This is a genomic window from Streptomyces sp. NPDC059037 (genome assembly GCF_042740015.1).
Classification (GTDB): Bacteria; Actinomycetota; Actinomycetes; order Streptomycetales; family Streptomycetaceae; genus Streptomyces.
Genome location: NZ_JBHYIG010000212.1, coordinates 1 through 17,111 on the forward strand (window position 1 = coordinate 1; position 17,111 = coordinate 17,111).

Annotated in this window: 12 protein-coding genes; 5 read left to right on the top strand and 7 right to left on the bottom strand. The window is 69.9% G+C overall.

The features are described 5' to 3' along the window. Positions 1-57 precede the first annotated feature (57 nt). The 7 genes from ACFWY6_RS32755 to ACFWY6_RS32785 all read right to left on the bottom strand — a co-directional run bounded on the left by ACFWY6_RS32755 (position 58) and on the right by ACFWY6_RS32785 (position 8,429). Positions 58-1,059 carry an L-tyrosine/L-tryptophan isonitrile synthase family protein gene (locus tag ACFWY6_RS32755; RefSeq protein ID WP_384698168.1) on the bottom strand — a complete coding sequence of 334 codons (1,002 nt, stop codon included), beginning with the start codon at positions 1,057-1,059 and terminating at the stop codon, positions 58-60. A 56-nt stretch (positions 1,060-1,115) separates the two neighbouring features. Then, complete coding sequence (locus tag ACFWY6_RS32760) at positions 1,116-2,426, bottom strand: cytochrome P450 (protein WP_384698171.1); 1,311 nt, start codon at positions 2,424-2,426, stop codon at positions 1,116-1,118. A gap of 116 nt (positions 2,427-2,542) precedes the next feature. Further along, a complete protein-coding gene (locus ACFWY6_RS32765) occupies positions 2,543-3,526 on the bottom strand; it encodes a Gfo/Idh/MocA family protein (RefSeq protein ID WP_384698174.1) in 984 nt (327 codons plus the stop codon). Next, positions 3,523-4,920: an NDP-hexose 2,3-dehydratase family protein gene (locus ACFWY6_RS32770; protein ID WP_384698177.1), complete on the bottom strand. Its 1,398-nt coding sequence runs from the start codon at positions 4,918-4,920 to the stop codon at positions 3,523-3,525. Before ACFWY6_RS32770 ends, ACFWY6_RS32765 begins: the two co-directional genes overlap by 4 nt. A gap of 78 nt (positions 4,921-4,998) precedes the next feature. After that, a complete protein-coding gene (gene rfbH / locus ACFWY6_RS32775; protein WP_384698179.1) occupies positions 4,999-6,303 on the bottom strand; it encodes a lipopolysaccharide biosynthesis protein RfbH in 1,305 nt (434 codons plus the stop codon). 31 nt (positions 6,304-6,334) lie between these two features. Further along, positions 6,335-7,318, bottom strand: a complete 984-nt coding sequence (gene rfbB / locus ACFWY6_RS32780) for a dTDP-glucose 4,6-dehydratase (RefSeq protein ID WP_384698182.1) — start codon at positions 7,316-7,318, stop codon at positions 6,335-6,337. A 46-nt stretch (positions 7,319-7,364) separates the two neighbouring features. Continuing rightward, on the bottom strand, positions 7,365-8,429 hold the full coding sequence (locus ACFWY6_RS32785; protein ID WP_384698185.1) for a glucose-1-phosphate thymidylyltransferase: 1,065 nt from the start codon (positions 8,427-8,429) through the stop codon (positions 7,365-7,367). Positions 8,430-8,775: 346 nt separating this feature from the next. On the opposite strand from ACFWY6_RS32785, the gene ACFWY6_RS32790 reads away from it, so the two are divergent. From ACFWY6_RS32790 to ACFWY6_RS32810, 5 genes are all read left to right on the top strand, one after another. Then, positions 8,776-11,781: a BTAD domain-containing putative transcriptional regulator gene (locus ACFWY6_RS32790; protein ID WP_384698188.1), complete on the top strand. Its 3,006-nt coding sequence runs from the start codon at positions 8,776-8,778 to the stop codon at positions 11,779-11,781. A 360-nt stretch (positions 11,782-12,141) separates the two neighbouring features. Next, positions 12,142-13,410 (top strand): FAD-dependent oxidoreductase, encoded by a 1,269-nt coding sequence (locus ACFWY6_RS32795; protein WP_384698191.1) that lies wholly within the window; start codon positions 12,142-12,144, stop codon positions 13,408-13,410. 8 nt (positions 13,411-13,418) lie between these two features. Continuing rightward, positions 13,419-14,615 (top strand): Glu/Leu/Phe/Val dehydrogenase dimerization domain-containing protein, encoded by a 1,197-nt coding sequence (locus ACFWY6_RS32800; protein ID WP_384698193.1) that lies wholly within the window; start codon positions 13,419-13,421, stop codon positions 14,613-14,615. After that, positions 14,593-15,453 (top strand): HpcH/HpaI aldolase/citrate lyase family protein, encoded by an 861-nt coding sequence (locus ACFWY6_RS32805; RefSeq protein WP_384698196.1) that lies wholly within the window; start codon positions 14,593-14,595, stop codon positions 15,451-15,453. Before ACFWY6_RS32800 ends, ACFWY6_RS32805 begins: the two co-directional genes overlap by 23 nt. A 34-nt stretch (positions 15,454-15,487) precedes the next feature. Continuing rightward, positions 15,488-17,038: a tryptophan halogenase family protein gene (locus tag ACFWY6_RS32810; protein WP_384698199.1), complete on the top strand. Its 1,551-nt coding sequence runs from the start codon at positions 15,488-15,490 to the stop codon at positions 17,036-17,038. The last annotated feature ends 73 nt before the right edge of the window (positions 17,039-17,111 follow it).

The following is a 17,111-nucleotide window of genomic DNA, read 5'->3' on the forward strand; positions in this document are numbered from 1 at the left end:
GTTCACCACGGTGAACAGGGCACCCGCTCGCTGTTGTCGGGAGGAAGTGTCGCGCTACTACACGGCGACGGCCACGTCGTCGGAGCCGTCGAGGGCCTCGAAGTGGCTCGGGCGCCCGTCCCGCTGGACCTCACGGCCGATCTGCTCCGCCTCCGTGCGGTGCATCAGCTCCCAGCCGCCGTCGGCCCTGCGCAGCGGCACCGAATGCCACGGCGTGGTCCAGGCGTCGGCCGCGCCGAGCAGCCGGATGCCGAACTTGGCCTCGCCGCGGTTCTGCGGGTGGATGGAGAGACGCACCGTACGGGGGTGGTGCTCGGCGATCAGCTCGCCCCAGGCCCGGCTGCGCCGGATGACCTCGTAGGCGCGCTTCCGGGCATCGCGCTGCAGGGCCGACTTGGTGCCCTCCCAGCCGGCGGTGTCCTCGACCATGAAGCGGGTGATGCCGCGATACATCCGCAGCGTCGAGTCGTCGACCTTGACCTCGGCCCGCAGGTCCTCGATCGTCGGCGCGTAGCGGTCGGTGGTGGCCATGCGCTTCTCGTCGTACGACAGCGTCGTGCCGTACACGTCACGCAGGTCGAAGGTGGCCAGGTGCTCGGCCATTCCCTCGCTGCTGATCATGGAGCGCAACGCGTCGCCGTAGGCGTCGATGTGCTCGTCGGGGACGCCGATGACATCGCCGAAGATGTGCCCGTCGGAGCAGATCAGGACGCGGGCGCCCGGTGCGTACACCTTCCCGATCCGGGCGCACAGCGAGTCCAGGAAGCGCAGGGCGAGCAACTCGCCCTGGTCCGGCAGGTGGTTGAAGACCTTCGCGGTGTTGGGAGATTTGCACGGGAAGCCCGGCAGGGTGAACAGCACCGGTTCACCTCGGCCGACGAGCCCCGATATCTGAAGGAGCTGTTCGGGGAACGCGTCGGTGGTGTCGAGCTCGGCGTCGGCCTCGACGGTACGCCGGTGCGGAAGCAGCAGGGACAGGATCTCGTGGGTGATCTGCCGGGTCTCGGCGGATTCGGACTCGAAGAGGGAAGAGGAGGCGGAAGAGGGGGCAGAGGACACTGTGTGCTCGCTTTCTGGGGCTTGTGTGCTGGCTGAGAGGAGCGGTGCGGATCCGGTCAATGCCGCACCGGGCAGCCGGAGGCGGCGGGCGGCGGATCCTGCGGCCCGTAGGCGACCGGGAGTTCGTTGACGCCGCGCGCCAGGACGGCGGAGATCCAGACCAGCGAGGCGTCGTCGACGGCGAACCGCAACTGCGGCAGCCGGGTCAGCAACGCCTTGATGGCGACCTGGAGTTCGATACGGGCCAGTGAGGCGCCGGGGCAGAAGTGGATGCCGTGGCCGAAGGCCAGATGCGGGTTGGGGCTGCGGTCGAGGTCGAGGGTGTCGGCGTCGGGGAAGCGCTCCGGATCGCGGTTGGCGGCGCTCAGCGAGACGATCACCGAGTCGCCGGCCGGGATGGACGTGCCGTGCAGGTCCGAGTCCTCGGCGAAGAACCGCCAGGTGGTCAGCTCGAACGCGCTGTCGTAGCGGAGGAGTTCCTCCACTGCACGCGCCGGCAGGCCCGGGTCGTCATCGCCCGATCCGTCGAACGCGGCGCGCAGGCGCCGGAGTTGCTCGGGGTTGCGCAGCAGGGCGATGAGCGAGGTGGTGATCTGGTTGGTGACCGGTTCCTGTCCCGCGACCAGGAGCTGGAAGACGATCGAGTCGGTCTCCTCCTTGCTGATCGTGCCCTCGTCGCGCGCCGTGACCAGCGAGGTGAGCAGGTCGTCGCCGGGATTGCGGAGCTTCTCCTGCGTCACCTCCGCGATATAGGCCTGCAGACCGCGCAGCCGGCCCTCGTAGGCGGGGCGCCCGGGGTCGGAAGGACCGACAGGCTGCACGACCTTTCCCCAGTCGCGGTCGAAGCGCCGCGCGAGGTCGGCCGGAAGGCCGATGACCTCGGCGAGCACCCGGAAGGGGAAGTGGGCGGCGAACGCGTCGACCACGTCGACGACACCGCTCACCGGCGCGTCCGCGCCGGGGCGGCCGACCGCCGCGTCGAGCAGCTCCGCCGCGATCTCCTCGATCCGGCCGCGCATCCGCTCCATGGCGCGCGGCGCGAAGGCCTCGGTGACCAGGCGCCGCATCACGGTGTGCTTCGGCGGGTCCTGGTGCAGCAGATGCGCCTGGAGCTGCGAGTGCTGCGGCTCGGGCATGATCGCCGCGCGCGAGCGCCAGGCGTCGTTGCCGAGGTCGTGGTTCTTGCCCAGACGGTCGTCGTTGAGCGCCTGGTGGGCCGCCGCGTAGCCGGTGACCAGCCATGCGTCGACGCCGCTGGGGAAGTGCACCCGGTGCACGGGTCCCTCGTCGCGCAGCTTGCCGTAAAGCGGATAGGGGTCGGTCTTGTACTCGGGGCCGTACAGGGGCAATGGCTCGGGAAGAGACATGGGTGTGCTGGTTCCTTCCGGGTGGGGTGACCTGCCGCGGACGTGCGGCGGCCGAGACTGTGTGTGGGGGGAAGGAGGGAGTAACGGAGAGGCGGGGAAGGGCAGCTGACGCAGTTTCAGCCGCCGGCGTGCCGCCTGATCTCGTCGAGGAGTTCGGCCTGCCTCAGCGTGCCGATGTCCGGCGTGGTCCCTGAACGCACCGCCGCCACCCACGCGCGCACCGTGCCCGCGACCTGGTCCTCCGCGTCGAGCCGTATCTCTTCGGTGCCGGAGGCGCGCTGCAGACGCACCAGCGGGCGATGGTCCGCGGGCGGGGTGAACGCATGGTCCAGGACGATGCGGCCCTCGCTGCCCCAGAGTTCGTACGTCGAGGCGTACGCTTGCTCCAGGCCGAACGACAGGTGGGCGAAGACCCCGGTCGACGTGCGCAGCAGCGCGGCACCGGAGGTGTCGACCTCGTACCCGGCGGCCCGCGACAGGGCCGCCCCGCACACGGTCAGTCCGTCACCGAGCAGATGCAGCGCGGCTCGCACGGGGTAGACGCCCACGTCCCACAGCGCCCCGCCCCCCAGGTCCGCCCGGTACCGGATGTCGTCGGCGGGCCGCGGCGGCACGGCGAACACCGCACGCAGGAACCGTGGTTCACCGATGGCCCGCTCGGTGTGCAGCAGGCCGCGCACCGCCGCGTGCTGGCCGTGGTGGAGGAACATCACGTTCTCCATGAGCACCAGGCGGCGGTCGTGGGCATCGGCGAGCAGCTGCGCGGTCCGGTGCGCACTCGTGGTCAGCGGCTTCTCCGCGAGGACATGCTTGCCCGCACGCAGCGCCGCGGCGATCCACTCCCCGTGCAGGGCGGCGGGCAGCGGGATGTACACCGCGTCGATGTCGTCGCGGGCGAGCAGCGCCGCGTACCCGTGCACGGGCCGGCAGCCGTGCAGGGCCGCGAACTCCCGTGCGCGGCCCGCGTCCCTGCTGGCGACCGCCGTCAACTCGGTCTCGGGCAGGGCCGCCAGAGCGGGCATCAGACGTCGCCGGGCGACGGAGGCGCAGCCGAGCACACCGACCCGTAGCGGAGCCGCCCCGGTGGGGGCGGCGGTCATGCGGTGGGAGCGATCGTGCGGAGGCAGGCGAGCAACGTGCGTGCCTGCACGTTGAGGTAGTGCCCGTGCTGCACGAGCGACGCCAGCTGATCGGGCGTCACCCAGTGGAACCCGGCCGGGGGATCCGTCGGCGCCTGGGTCTCGTCGGCGAGGACGACGCGGTAGCGGCTCTCGGCGTTGAGGAACCGCCCGCCCTCCTCGGAGTGCACCGCCTCGTAGAGCACATCGGACGCGGTGGCGGTGACGACGGTGCCGAGGAACGCGGGGCGCTGCTCCTCGGGCAGGTGCGCCACGTTGCCGGGGATGCACTGCACCGTGGGCCCGAGCTCGACGGTGTCGAGGAACCCGCCCTCGACACGGGCCGCCACAAGCACATGCAGCACGCCGTCGAACCGGCGGGCCACGAACGCGATCTCCCCGGTGTCCACGGGCTCGAACAGCGGCTGCGTCCAGCGCGCCACCTCACGGTTGCCGGCCTCCACCGACAGCGCCACCACCCGGAAGAACCGCTGCTCGGCATGGGATATCGCCCACTCCGAGCACTCCCAGCCGGGAACGTCGCGCAGCGCGCCCCGCTCCGCGGTGACGACATGCCGACTGCGCTCCGAGCAGAACCAGGACATCAGGTCGGCGTCCGGGTGCAGCGCACTGCCCTGCGCGCCCGCGCCGCCCGGCATGCAGGCGAGCACGGTGCGCGAGTCCATGTTGACGACGTTGTCCCACCGCAGCAGCTCATTGAGCTGGCCCAGGCTGAGCCAGCAGAAGTCCTCGTGGTCCGGGACGTCGCCGATGGCCTCGACGATCACATTGCGGTTGCTCTTGCGGTAGAACCAGGAACCGTGCTCCGACTGCAGCACGTCGGTGAGCACCCGGCCCCGGTCGGGCCGAGTGAAGTACTCCAGGTACCGCACGTCCGAACCCTGGTGCACCTTGGTGTAGTTGCTGCGGGTGGCCTGGACGGTGGGGGAGAGCTGGAGCAGGTTCGGGTTGCCCGGCTCCATCTTGGCCTGCATGAGGAAGTGCAGGACTCCGTCGAACTCCTTGGCCAGGATGCCGAGGATGCCGACCTCGGGCTGCCGGATGATCGGCTGGTGCCACTGTTCGGTGCCCTCGTCGCCGGACACCGTGACGTGCAGCCCTTCCACGCTGAAGAAACGGCCGCTGCGGTGCACGAGATTGCCCGTACCCTCCTGGAACGTCCAGGCGTCGAGCGCGGCGAACGGGATGCGCTCGGTCCGGAAGGCGTGCGCGGCGCGCCGCCCGCCGAGCCAGTGCGCGAACTCGTCCGTGGGCAGCATCGTGCCCGCCGATGCCGTCGAGAGGGCGAGGCGGTCGGCGAGGGTGTGGTCGATCCGCCGGACCAGGCGCGGGCCGGAAATCTGTAGGGATTGCATGGGGAGGACTCCTGACGTCCCTGGCAGATGGAGCGCGGCATGGAGCCTGCGCGGGTCGCGTGGTCGTGTGGTCGCGGGTCAGCCGTGCGCCGCGGTGAACTCCCGGATCGACTGGACGACGTACGCGAGCATCTCCTCGGTCAGACCGGGGTAGACGCCGATCCAGAACGTCTGTTCTGTGATGATATCGCTGTTGATGAGGTCCCCCGAGATGCGGTGCCGCGTGCCGATGTAGGCGGGGTGGCGGGTGAGGTTGCCCGCGAAGAGGCGCCGGGTGCCGATCTTCCGGCCTTCCAGGAAGTCGACCAGCTCGGCACGGCTGTACGGCGCGTCGGGTTCGACGGTGAGGGCGAAGCCGAACCAGCTCGGGTCGGATCCCTCGGTGGCGCGCGGCAGCACCAGATGGGGCACGCCGTCCAGGCCGTCGCGCAGCTGGCGCCAGTTGCGGCGCCGCGCGGCGCAGAACTCGTCGAGCCGGCCGAGCTGGCTCAGACCCAGGGCCGCCTGGAGGTCGGTGCCCTTCAGGTTGTAACCGACGTGCGAGAAAATGTACTTGTGGTCGTAGCCGGCCGGCAGCGTCCCCATCTGGTAGTCGAACCGCTTGAGGCAGCGGTTGGTCTCCCCGGGCTCGCACCAGCAGTCGCGCCCCCAGTCGCGCAGTGACTCGACGAGGCGCGCGAGGACGAGGTTCGAGGTCAGTACGCAGCCGCCCTCGCCGGTCGTCAGATGGTGCGCCGGGTAGAAGCTGACGGTGGACAGATCCCCGAAGGTGCCGGTGAGCTGCCCGTGGTGCAGCGAGCCGACCGCGTCGCAGTTGTCCTCGATGAGGAACAGGTCGCGCTCTTCGGCGAGTTGGGCGAGCTCGGCGGCCTCGAAGGGGTTGCCGAGCGCGTGGGCGATGAGGATGGCCCGGGTCCGGGGGCCGATCGCCTGGCGCACCCGGTCCGCCGTGGTGTTGTACGTGCCGAGGTCCACGTCGACGAAGACCGGGACCAGACCGTTCTGCAGGATCGGGTTCACGGTGGTCGGGAAGCCCGCGGCGACCGTGATGACCTCGTCGCCGGGCCGCAGCCGGCTCTCCTCCAGCTGCGGCGACATCAGGGCGGCCACCGACAACAGGTTCGCGGACGAACCGGAGTTGACCAGATGCGCCTTGCGCCGGCCCATCCAACGGGCGAAGGACGACTCGAACTTGCGGGAGCTGCGCCCCGCCGCGATCCGCATCTCCAGCGCGGCCTCCACCAGAGCTTCCCGGTCCTCGGCCGCCAGGACGGCGCCGGACGGCCAGATCTCGGTGACGCCAGGGACGAACGGCTTCAGGTCCTGGGCCTCCTGGTGGTACTTGCGCACCGACTCCAGGATGAGCTCCTTGCGCTGACCCATGGGATCGCCCTCTCCTTGCGTGTGGGCCATGTCAGCTGCCTTCCGGATCGCCGTACTTGGACGCTTTCCACCAGGCCGGATTCCCGCGGTACCAGTCGACGGTGGCCGCCATGCCCTCCTCGAAGGCGATGCGCGGGGCGTACCCGAGCTCCTCGCGGATCTTGGTGTCGTCCAGGGCGTAGCGGGCGTCGTGGCCCTTGCGGTCCGTGACGTGCCGGATGGCGGAGCGGTCGGCGCCGCACAGGTCGAGCAGCAGGTCCGTCACCGCGAGGTTGGTGCGTTCGTCGCCGCCCCCGACGTTGTAGATCTCGCCGGCCCTGCCGCCCTGGAGCACGAGGTGCACGGCCCGGCAGTGGTCGTCGACGTGCAGCCACTCCCGCACGTTCAGGCCGTCCCCGTACACCGGCACCGGCAGGCCCTCCAGGAGATTGGTGACGAAGAGCGGGACGAGTTTCTCCGGATGCTGGTGAGGCCCGTAGTTGTTGGAGCACCGCGTGATCGACAGGTCCAGGCCGTGGGTGTGCCAGTACGCGCGGGCGATCAGGTCGGAGGCAGCCTTCGACGCCGCGTACGGGGAGTTGGGCCGCAAGGGCCACTCCTCGGTCCAGGAGCCCTCGGCGATGGAGCCGTACACCTCGTCCGTCGACACGTGCACGACCCGCTCGACCTTGGTGGCGATGCAGGCCTCGAGGAGGTTCTGGGTGCCGCCCACGTTGGTGCGGACGAACGGGGCGCCGGACTCCACGGAGCGGTCCACGTGCGACTCGGCGGCGAAGTGCACCACCGCGTCATGCCCGGGGAGCACGTCCATCAGGGTGTCCCGGTCGCAGATGTCGCCGTGGACGAAGTCCAGACGCGGGTCGTGCGGGGGGAGGTTGTCGCGGTTTCCCGCATAGGAGAGGGCGTCGAGGGCGGTCACCCGGGCGCCCTCCCAGCCGGCGTAGCCGTCGTTCAGGAGAGTGCGTACGAAGTGCGAGCCGATGAATCCGGCCGCGCCGGTCACCAGGATCCTCATGCCGTCCTGCCTTCTTGAGTGGGTCGTCGTGAGTTCGGCGAAGGCATCAGACGGCCACCTCGACCCCGGCGTGGTCGCCGATGACGATCCGGTGGCGCGGGCCCTTGTCCGCGGCGGTCACCGACGCGGCACGCCCGATCAGCGAACCCCCGATGCCGCGCACGCCGGTGACGCTCGAACCGTCCAGGACGATGGAGTCGCGAAGCCCGGTGTCGCGCAGTACGCAGCCGCTGCCGACCGAGGTGCAGGGCCCGATGCTGCTGTCCTCGACGAGGGTGCCCGCGCCGATGACGACGGGCCCCTCGATGCGGGAGCGCACCACGCGGGCGCCGCTCTCCAGGACGACGGCGCCGATCAGTTCGCTGTCGACCACGTCCGCGTCGCCGGTGTCGGGCCGCAGGCCTTCGAGCACCTTGCGGTGGCACTCGAGGACCTCCTCGACGTCGCCGGTGTCCTTCCAGTAGCCGTCGTACTCGATCGCCTGGACCGGGGTGCCGCGCCCGACGAGCTCCTGGACGGCGTCGGTGATCTCCAGCTCGCCGCGCGGGCTCGGCACGATGGCGGCGATCGCGTCGTGGATGACAGAGGTGAAGAAGTAGACGCCGATCAGCGCGAGATCGCTGCACGGCTCCTGCGGCTTCTCGACGAGCGCCAACACCCTTCCGTCCTCGTCGAGTTGGGCCACACCGAAGGCGCGCGGGTCGGGCACCTTGTGGACCAGGATCTGGGCGGCGGGGCGGCGGGCACGGAATCTGGCGGCGGCGTCCGCGATCCCCGACGGCAGCATGTTGTCCCCGAGGTACATCACGAAGTCGTCGTCGCCGAGGAAGTCGCGTGCCGTCGTGACGGCGTGCGCGAGACCCCGGGGCGCGTCCTGGCGCAGATAGGTGATGCGGACGCCGAACCGGGAACCGTCACCGATGGCCGCGGCTATCTGGTCGCCGCGATCGCCGGTCACGATCCCGATCTCGGTCACGCCCAGGTCGCGGATGTTCTCCAGGACATAGGCGAGCACGGGCTTGTTGGCGATGGGGATGAGCTGCTTGGGCATGGAGTGGCTGAACGGCCTGAGGCGAGTCCCGGACCCGCCCGAAAGCACCAGTGCCTTCATGAGAGATTCTCCCGGCTTTCGGCGATCTTGCGTAGGGCGGTGGCGCATGCCGCGTCGACCTCGGTGCGGAGGTGGACGGGAGCGCTGCGGAGGTGTCGGCCGGAGGGTCGGGGCGTTGAACGAAGCGCGTGCCCGCCCGGGATGCCCATGCGGCGTGGAGGCGAGAATGGCCGTCCACGGCTGGGCGCAGATCACCGACGATGGCCGAGTATTCTTGGCGGCCGGCTTTTCCGTCAAGGACGTTCAAGTTCAGCCCGGAGCGGCCCCAACAGCGTTGAACAGCAGGCCAGTTGGTTGTTCGACCTTCATCCTCCCGGGCCGCGCCCTTCCCGTAGGGTGATCAACCATGATGGCCGCACGGGGGGGTGCCGTCCGGTTCGGTGTCCTGGGGACGCTCGAGGTGTGGGACGGAGAAGAGAAGCTGCGCCTTGGCGGCCAGCGGTCGCACGGTGTGCTGGCCGCTCTGCTGCTCGAGGCCAACCGGATCGTTCCGATGTCCAGGCTCGTGGACGCCGTGTGGGAGTGGGCACCGCCCGCGACGGCGGAGCACCAGATCCGCAAGGTCGTCGCCGACCTGCGCTCCCGCATTCCGGGCGGGCAGCACTTCCTGATCACCGATGGCCCCGGATACCGGATCGTCGTCGATGACGATCAGCTCGACCTCACCCGCTTCGACAAGTACCTGGCCCTCGCGCGCCGTTGCGAGGACATCGACGACGAGGTCGCCGTCCTGGAAGCGGCCCTGAGCCTGCACCGGGGGCGCGTGCTCCCGGACAGCCGCACCCCGTTACTTGAGTCCGCCGCGACCGCGGTGGAGGAGCGGCTCCTCGGCGCGCGCGAGCGGCTCCTTGAGCTGCGCGTCGAACAGGGCCGCGCACACGACGCGGTGGGCGAGCTGCGGAACCTGGTCGCCGAGCATCCGCTGCGGGAGTCCCTGAGCGCCCTGCTGATGGTGGCGCTCTACCGGGTGGGCCGGCAGGCCGACGCACTGCGCGTCTACCACGACCTGCGTACGATTCTGGCCGAACAGCTCGGCATCGACCCCGGGCCCGAGGCCGACCTGCGCCACCAGCAGATCCTGCGCAACGAACCCGACCTCTACGACCCGGCGCCCCAGGCCCCGCGGCCGCCGATCTCCGAGGCGCCGCTCAAGGAACCGCGGTCCCTGCCGCACGACCTGTCCGACTTCACCGGCCGGCAGGCGGAGATGCGGTGGCTGCTCTCCAATGTCCCGGACGGCGTCGACGAGCCCACGAAGGTCATCACCATCGACGGGATGGGCGGCAGCGGCAAGAGCACCCTGGCCGTGCACGCCGGACACCGCCTGGCAGGACGCTTCCCCGACGGCCAGCTCTTCCTCGACCTGCACGGCTTCACCCCGGGCTTCGAACCGGTGGCGCCGCGCACCGCACTCGCCACCCTGCTCCGGGCGATCGGAGTGCCGGGGGAGCGCATCCCGGACGACCTCGCGGACCGGGAGAGCCTGTGGCGCGGCATGACCGCGGGGCGGCGGCTGCTGCTCCTGTTCGACAACGCCGCGACCTCGCACCAGGTGCGCCCGCTGATGCCCGGCGGCCCCGGCTGCCTGGTCCTTGTCACCAGCCGCTCCCGCCTCGCCGGGCTCGACGGGGCGGTGCCGCTGCCGCTGCCCCTGCCGACACCGGCCGACGGGCTCGCGCTCCTGAGCGGGGTGCTCGGCCGTGAGCGGGTGCTCGCCGAACCGGAGCCCGCGGCGGAGCTCGTCGCCCTGTGCGGGCAGCTCCCGCTGGCCCTGCGGATCGCCGCGTCCCGGCTGCGCAACCGCCCCCAGTGGACGATCGCCTCCATGGTCGGCCGCCTTGCGGGCGAAGTGCCCCGGCTCGGCGAGCTGGTGGCCGAGCACCGCAGCGTCCGCGCGGTCCTCGAGCTGTCGCGCGCCTCGATGCCCGCGCGCCACCAGCAGCTCTTCGGGCTGCTCGGCGTACACCCGGGCACGGACTTCGACGGACACACGGTGGCCGCGCTCGCCGAACTGCCGCTGGGATCAGCGGAGTTGCTCCTGGAGGATCTGCTCGACGCCCGGCTGCTCATCCAGCGCACCCCGGGCCGCTATGTCTTCCACGACCTGGTGCGCTCACTGGCCCGTGACGTCGCGCAGGTGGATTCCGCGACGGCCCATCGCGCGCGGACCAGGCTGCTCGACTACTACCTGTGCGCCGCCGACGAGGCCGCTTCGGTGATCCAGCCGGACCGCGAGCGTCTTGACGTCGAGCTCTCCCGCCGTCCCGATGTGCTGCCGCCGCTGCCGGACCGGGAGGCCGCCCTCGCCTGGTTCCAGACGGAACGGGCCAACCTCCTGGCGGCGCTCGTCCATGCGGAGGAGGCCGGTTTCGACGCGCATGTGGCCAGGCTGCCGCAGACGCTCACCCCCTATCTGCGCGTACGCGGCCACGCCGAGGACGAACTGGACGTGCTGCACCGGGCCGTGGCCGCCGCCCGCCGCATGGGCGACGCGGAGCTGGAGGGCGAGGCGCTGACGAACCTGGCAACGCCGTACTGGTACTTGGGGCGCGTCAAGGAAGGCCTGGCGTGCGCGCAGGAGGCGCTGGCCATCGCCGAGCGCCTGGGGGACAGCCTTGCCGTCGCGTTCTGCCTCAGCAGGATCAGCATGTTCTACAACACGATGGGTCAGTACGAGAACGCCATCCTGTTTCTGCACCGGTCCCTGGTGATCTTCAGCCGGGCGGGCGCGCGCAGGGAGGAGGGCGCGGCCCTCGCCTCCCTGGGCGAGGCCCAGTTCGCCCTCGGCCGGCACGGCGAGGCGCTGCAGACCAGCCGGCTGATGATCCTCAACAGCAGGCGGATCGGCGACCCGTACGGCGAGATCGTCGGTCTCACCGGCGAGGCCACCGCGCATGCCGAGGGCGGCGCGTACGAAGTCGCCCTTGAGCGCCTCGCCGAGGCATCCGTGCTGGCCCGGCGCTATGCGACGCCGTACGGCCAGGCATCGGTCCTCGCCCGGTACGCGGACGTCTACCGCCGGCAGGGCAGGCACGCCGAGGCGCTGGTGGCCGGACATGCCGCGCTCGAACTCCTGCGCAGTCTCAGCCGTCCGGCCGTCACGGCCTTCGTCCACAACGTCATCGGCGCGGTGCACCGCGACCGGGGCGAGTGCGCCCTGGGCGAGGGGCACCATCAGCAGGCCCGGCAGCTCGCCCAACGGATCGGACTGCGGCGGGAGTTGCTCATCGCACTGGACGGCATAGCGCACGCCAGAGAGGGCGAAGACGGCCTGGATCCGGCCGAGGACGAGGCCGCTGGCGGGCCGAGCAGCGTGCCGGGCACCGGCAATTGCCCCAGCCGCGCGGGCTGAATCGGCCCGTGTCGTTCAACCGGGTATCAGCCGCAGTCGAACGCGCGACTCGGCGGCTATATCGAGGCCTCTCCGGCGAGGCGATCCCACGCTCTCTTCACGGTCGAACGCACCGGCGGAAGAAGGTGTCGGGTTAGGGTCGAGACGTTGGTGAGAATGAGTTCCGAGAGGCGGATGACGACCTTAGCCGGGTTCTATCAGCATTTCGTGTCCGGGCCGGGCGGAGTTCCGTACACATCCGCTTCTGTGTTTTCTTCCGGACATTCATTCTCAGTCCGATCAAACCCCGGATCCAAAAGCTCCGCCTGAGAATCCGGCGGACGTCGGACAGAAGAGCTTGGTGACCTCACATTGTCTTCATTGACGAATACACGCATGCCCGCCCGCAGGGCGGTGGTGGTCGGCGCGGGACCGGTGGGCTGTCTCGCCGCCCAGATCCTCGCGGCACGCGGCTACACCGTCGAGGTGTACGAGAAGCGCCCGCACTACGTGGCGAGCGGACTGCGCTACGACGGCCGCACGATCAACCTCTCGCTGTCCCCCAGGGGCGTCGACGCCCTTGACGGCAAGTGCTCCCGCGCCGAACTGGCCGGGCTCGTGGTGCCGATGGACAGCCGCGCGCGGCACGGCCTGGACGGCGAGGTCAGCGTCGCGGGCTACGGACGTGACGACTGGCAGACCCTGTCGATCGACCGCAACGACCTGAACCTGCTGCTGATGAAGAACGCGGACGCCGCGCCCGTGGTCCGGTTCACCTTCGAAACGGAGTGCACGGGCGTCGACTTCGGCGCCCGGCGGGTCTCCTTCGTCGACCGGTCGGGCCAGGCGCGGCACGCCGACTACGACCTGCTCGTCGGCGCCGACGGGACCCACTCCGCGGTCCGCCGGCACCTCGCCGAGCAGGGTCTCACCCAGAGCCGGCAGCAGCAGGTGGGGGCCGAGTACCGGGAGGTCACGATCCTCGCCGAAGGCGGCGAAGGTGCCGACCCGCGGCCCTCGTCGGCCATCCACATCTGGCCCCGCGACGGCTACTTCATGGTGGGCCTGCCGAACCGCGACGGCTCCCTGCGCTGCACGCTCGTACTGCCGCGGGACGGCGCGCTGACCTTCGCCGACCTCGATACGGACGAGGCCGTGCTCGCCGTCCTGCGGCGCGACTTCCCCGATGAGGCCGACCGGATCCGCCTCGCCGAGCCCGATCCCTCGCGGGCGCCGGTGAGTTCGATCTCCGTCGTGACCTGCTCCCCGGTGGTCCACGACGGCTCGGTCCTGCTGCTCGGCGACGCCGCGCACACCGTCGCGCCGTTCCTCGGACAGGGCGTCAACCTCGGCCTGGAGGACTGCGCCGTCCTGGAGCGGCTCCTGGAGAAATGGCCGGAGGACCAGGGCGCGGTCCTTGCCGAGTTCCAGCGCGAACGCGTACCGGAGCACGAGGCCGCTTCGGCCCTCTCGCTGGCCAACTACGCGGAGCTGAGCGGCACCGGACCGGCCCCCGGCCGTTCCGGCGTGCCCCCACTGCCCGCCCTGGTCAACTTCGTCAGCCCCAGCTACCAGGAAGCACTCGACATCTACTCAGGCGAACGCCGCGCACCCGGGGCGATCGCACAGCAGCAGCCGACCGGAGGGTGAATCACGACGTGAGCACGACTCAACGCTTCGCGAAGGTGTTCCACTGGCGGGACGACGAGACCGAGGCACAGGGCTGGCTCGTCATCCACAGCCTGGAGGGAGGGGTCTCCGGCGGGGGCCTCTTCATGCACCCGAACGTCACGCTGTCGGAAGTGGCCGATCTCGCGGCGACCATGACCCTGAAGAACACCTTGCAGCGCCCGCGGTTCGGCGGCGGCAAGGGCGGAATCCGGTTCGACCCCACGGCACCGGAGGCCGAGGGCGTCCTGCGCCGGTTCATGATCGCGCACCGTGACGTCATCGCGGAGGAGTGGAGCACCGGGGCCGACCTCTACACCAGCAGGGAGGCGATCGAGCGCATCGCGCGGGAGGATCTCGCCCTGCCGACGGCGTTCGTCGCGATGGCCCACACCCTGGCCCGGTACGCCGGAATCCCCTCGCAGGCGCAGGTCGTCCCGCAGCGCCTCGCGCTGCCCTGGAACGACCACGCCACGGTCGACGAGGCCGCCACGGGACACTCCGTCGCCGAGGCGATCCGCCTGTCGGCCGGCGGCACACCGCGCGTCGCCATCCAGGGGTTCGGCAGCGTCGGATCGAACGCGGCGCACTCGCTCACCTCGCGCGGCATCGGCCTCGTCACGGGCATCTGCGAGAAGGACGGCTTCCTGATCGACCCCGACGGGATCGACGTCGAGGAGCTGCTCCGCCGCCGGGCCGCCGACCAGGGCGGCGAGAAGCCCTTCGGCGATCTCGTACGGGACAGCCCGCTCCGCGGATGGAAATGGGTTCCGCGAGGTGCCGACCAGCCGGACGAGGAATTGCTCGTCGATTTCGTCGCCGCCGCCGCACCCGAAGTCCTCACACCCTGCGCGACCCGGTACGCACTCACCGACGCGGTCATGCAGGAGTTCGTGAAGAGTTCCGGGCAGGTGGTGGTCTGCGGGGCCAACAATGCCTTCGCAACCGACGAAGTCCGTGCGCACTGGAACCGGCAGGGCATCACCATCATTCCGGAATGGGTGTCCAATGCGGGCGCGGCGATTCTGTTCGGTGAACTGATGAAGACAGAACGATCCGATCAGGAGACGATGCAGTCGATATTCACGTCGATCACCGAGCGGATCGAAGAATTCCTTATCAACCATGGCCTGCACGTGAACAACCGGAAGAGGACACAGGCTGATGCGCAAGAACAAGACGCTTGAGCTGATCCGCCAGGGCAGCCCTGCGGTCGGCACCTGGCTCCAGCTGCAGAACGTGAACTCGACCAGACTCCTGGTCGCGCAGGGCTCGTTCCGCTGGATGCTCGTGGACTTCGAGCACACGCCCATCGACCACACCACCGCCAGCCACATCTTCGGCGTGATCGCCGACCTGAGCGGCGGCGAGATCACCCCGATCGCGCGGGTCGCGGCGGGCACGGTCGACCACATCAAGCACGCGCTCGACGCGGGCGCCCAGGGTGTGATCGTGCCGATGGTCAACTCCGCGAAGGAGGCGGCGGACGCGGTGCGCTTCGCCCGCTTCCCGCCCAAGGGCGAGCGCGGTGGCGGCGGCATGGTGCCGCACGTCGGCTTCGCCACGAGCGGCCCCGGTTACATCGCCGAGGCCAACGACGAGATTCTCGTCGGCGTCCAGATCGAGACCACCGAGGGCCTGGCGAACATCAAGGAGATCCTCGCCGTCGAGGGCATCGACCTGGTCTTCATCGGCCCCAACGACCTCCATCTGTCGCTCGGCCTGCCGGCGAAGTTCTGGAGCGAGGAGCCGGCGTTCCAGGACGCCGTGCGCACGGTGGCCGACGCCTGCCGCGAGGCCGGCGTGCCCCTTGGGACCCTCTGCCGTGACGCCGCAAGCGTACGGAACCGGATCGACGGCGGATTCACCTTCCTCGGCCATGCCAGCGATCTGCATTTCATGCTGACCAAGGCGGGCGAGGAATACGGCGCGCTCCACGACATCAGTGAGCCGGCGAGCACCTGGTGCAACATGGTGAACCTCGACCGTCTGCCCGATTCGCTGCGCGGCGTGCCGCGTGACTGAAACCCGACCGGAAAACAACAGGAAGGCGACGAGCATGGTCAACAGGGTTGTAGTAGTGGGCGGCGGCACGTCCGGCTGGATGAGCGCCAGTTATCTCAAGGCCGCGTTCGGCGACCGAATATCGGTCACCGTCGTGGAATCCGACCGGGTGCCCACCATCGGCGTGGGCGAGGCCACTTTCAGCACCGTGCGCCATTTCTTCGAGTACCTGGGACTCAAGGAAACCGACTGGATGCCGGCGTGCAACGCCACCTACAAACTGGGCATTCGCTTCGAGAACTGGGCCGAGCAGGGCAAGCACTTCTACCATCCCTTCGAGCGGCTCCGCGTCGTCGACGGATTCCCGCTGACGGACTGGTGGCTCAAGCAGCGTCCTTCGGAGCGCTTCGACGTCGACAACTTCGTGATGGCGCAGATGGGCGACAACCTGCGCTCCCCGCGCCTGCTCGACGGCACGCTCTTCGAGCAGAGCAACGGTGACCTGGGGCCGGACGGTTCCGTGTTCAAGTCCACCCTCACCGAGCAGGACACGCAGTTCCCGTACGCCTACCAGTTCGACGCCGCGCTGCTCGCGAAGTACCTGACCGAGTACGGCGTGAACCGCGGTGTCCGCCATGTCGTCGACGACGTGGTGGAGACCAAGCTCGACGACCGCGGCTGGATCACCGCCGTCGCCACGAAGGACCACGGCGACCTGGAGGCCGACCTCTTCATCGACTGCACCGGGTTCAAGGGCCTGCTCCTGAACGAGAAGCTGGGCGAGCCCTTCGTCTCCTTCCAGGACACCCTGCCCAACGACCGTGCCGTCGCGCTGCGCGTCCCGCAGGACACGGCCAAGACGGGCATCCGTCCCTACACCACGGCCACCGCCCAGGAGGCCGGCTGGATCTGGACGATCCCGCTCTTCGACCGCATCGGCACGGGCTACGTCTACTCCAGCGACTACTGCGACCCCGAGGAGGCCGAGCGCACGCTGCGCGAGTTCGTCGGCCCGGACGCGGCGGACCTCGAGGCGAACCACATCCGCATGCGGATCGGCCGCAGCCGCAACTCCTGGACGAAGAACTGCGTGGCCATCGGCCTGTCGAGCGGCTTCGTCGAGCCGCTGGAGTCGACCGGGATCTTCTTCATCCAGCACGGCATCGAGCAGCTGGTCAAGCACTTCCCGCAGGAGGACTGGGCGACCCAGCTCCGCGACTCGTACAACACCGCGGTCAACCACTGCATCGACGGAGTCCGGGAGTTCCTGGTCCTGCACTACCGCGCCGCGAAGCGGAACGACACCAAGTACTGGCAGGACGCCAAGAACCGTGCGGTGCCCGACGCGCTTGCCGCGCGCATCGAGCAGTGGAAGACCAAGATGCCCGACGCGGAGACCATCTACCCGCACTACCACGGCTTCGAGTCGTACTCCTACGTCTCGATGCTCCTCGGTCTGCAGGGGCTCCCGCTGCGCGCGCCCGGCGCCCTTGATCTGATGGACGGTTCGGCCGCGGCCGAGGAGTTCGAGCGGGTGCGCGCCACCTCGCGCGAGCTGGTCCAGAACCTGCCCAGTCAGTACGACTACCTCGCCCAGGCCCACTGACACACGGACCCGGCCTTGGGGGGGGGGGCGCGGGGGCCCCGCCCCCCGAAAGACAACCCCCGTGAAAAACCCA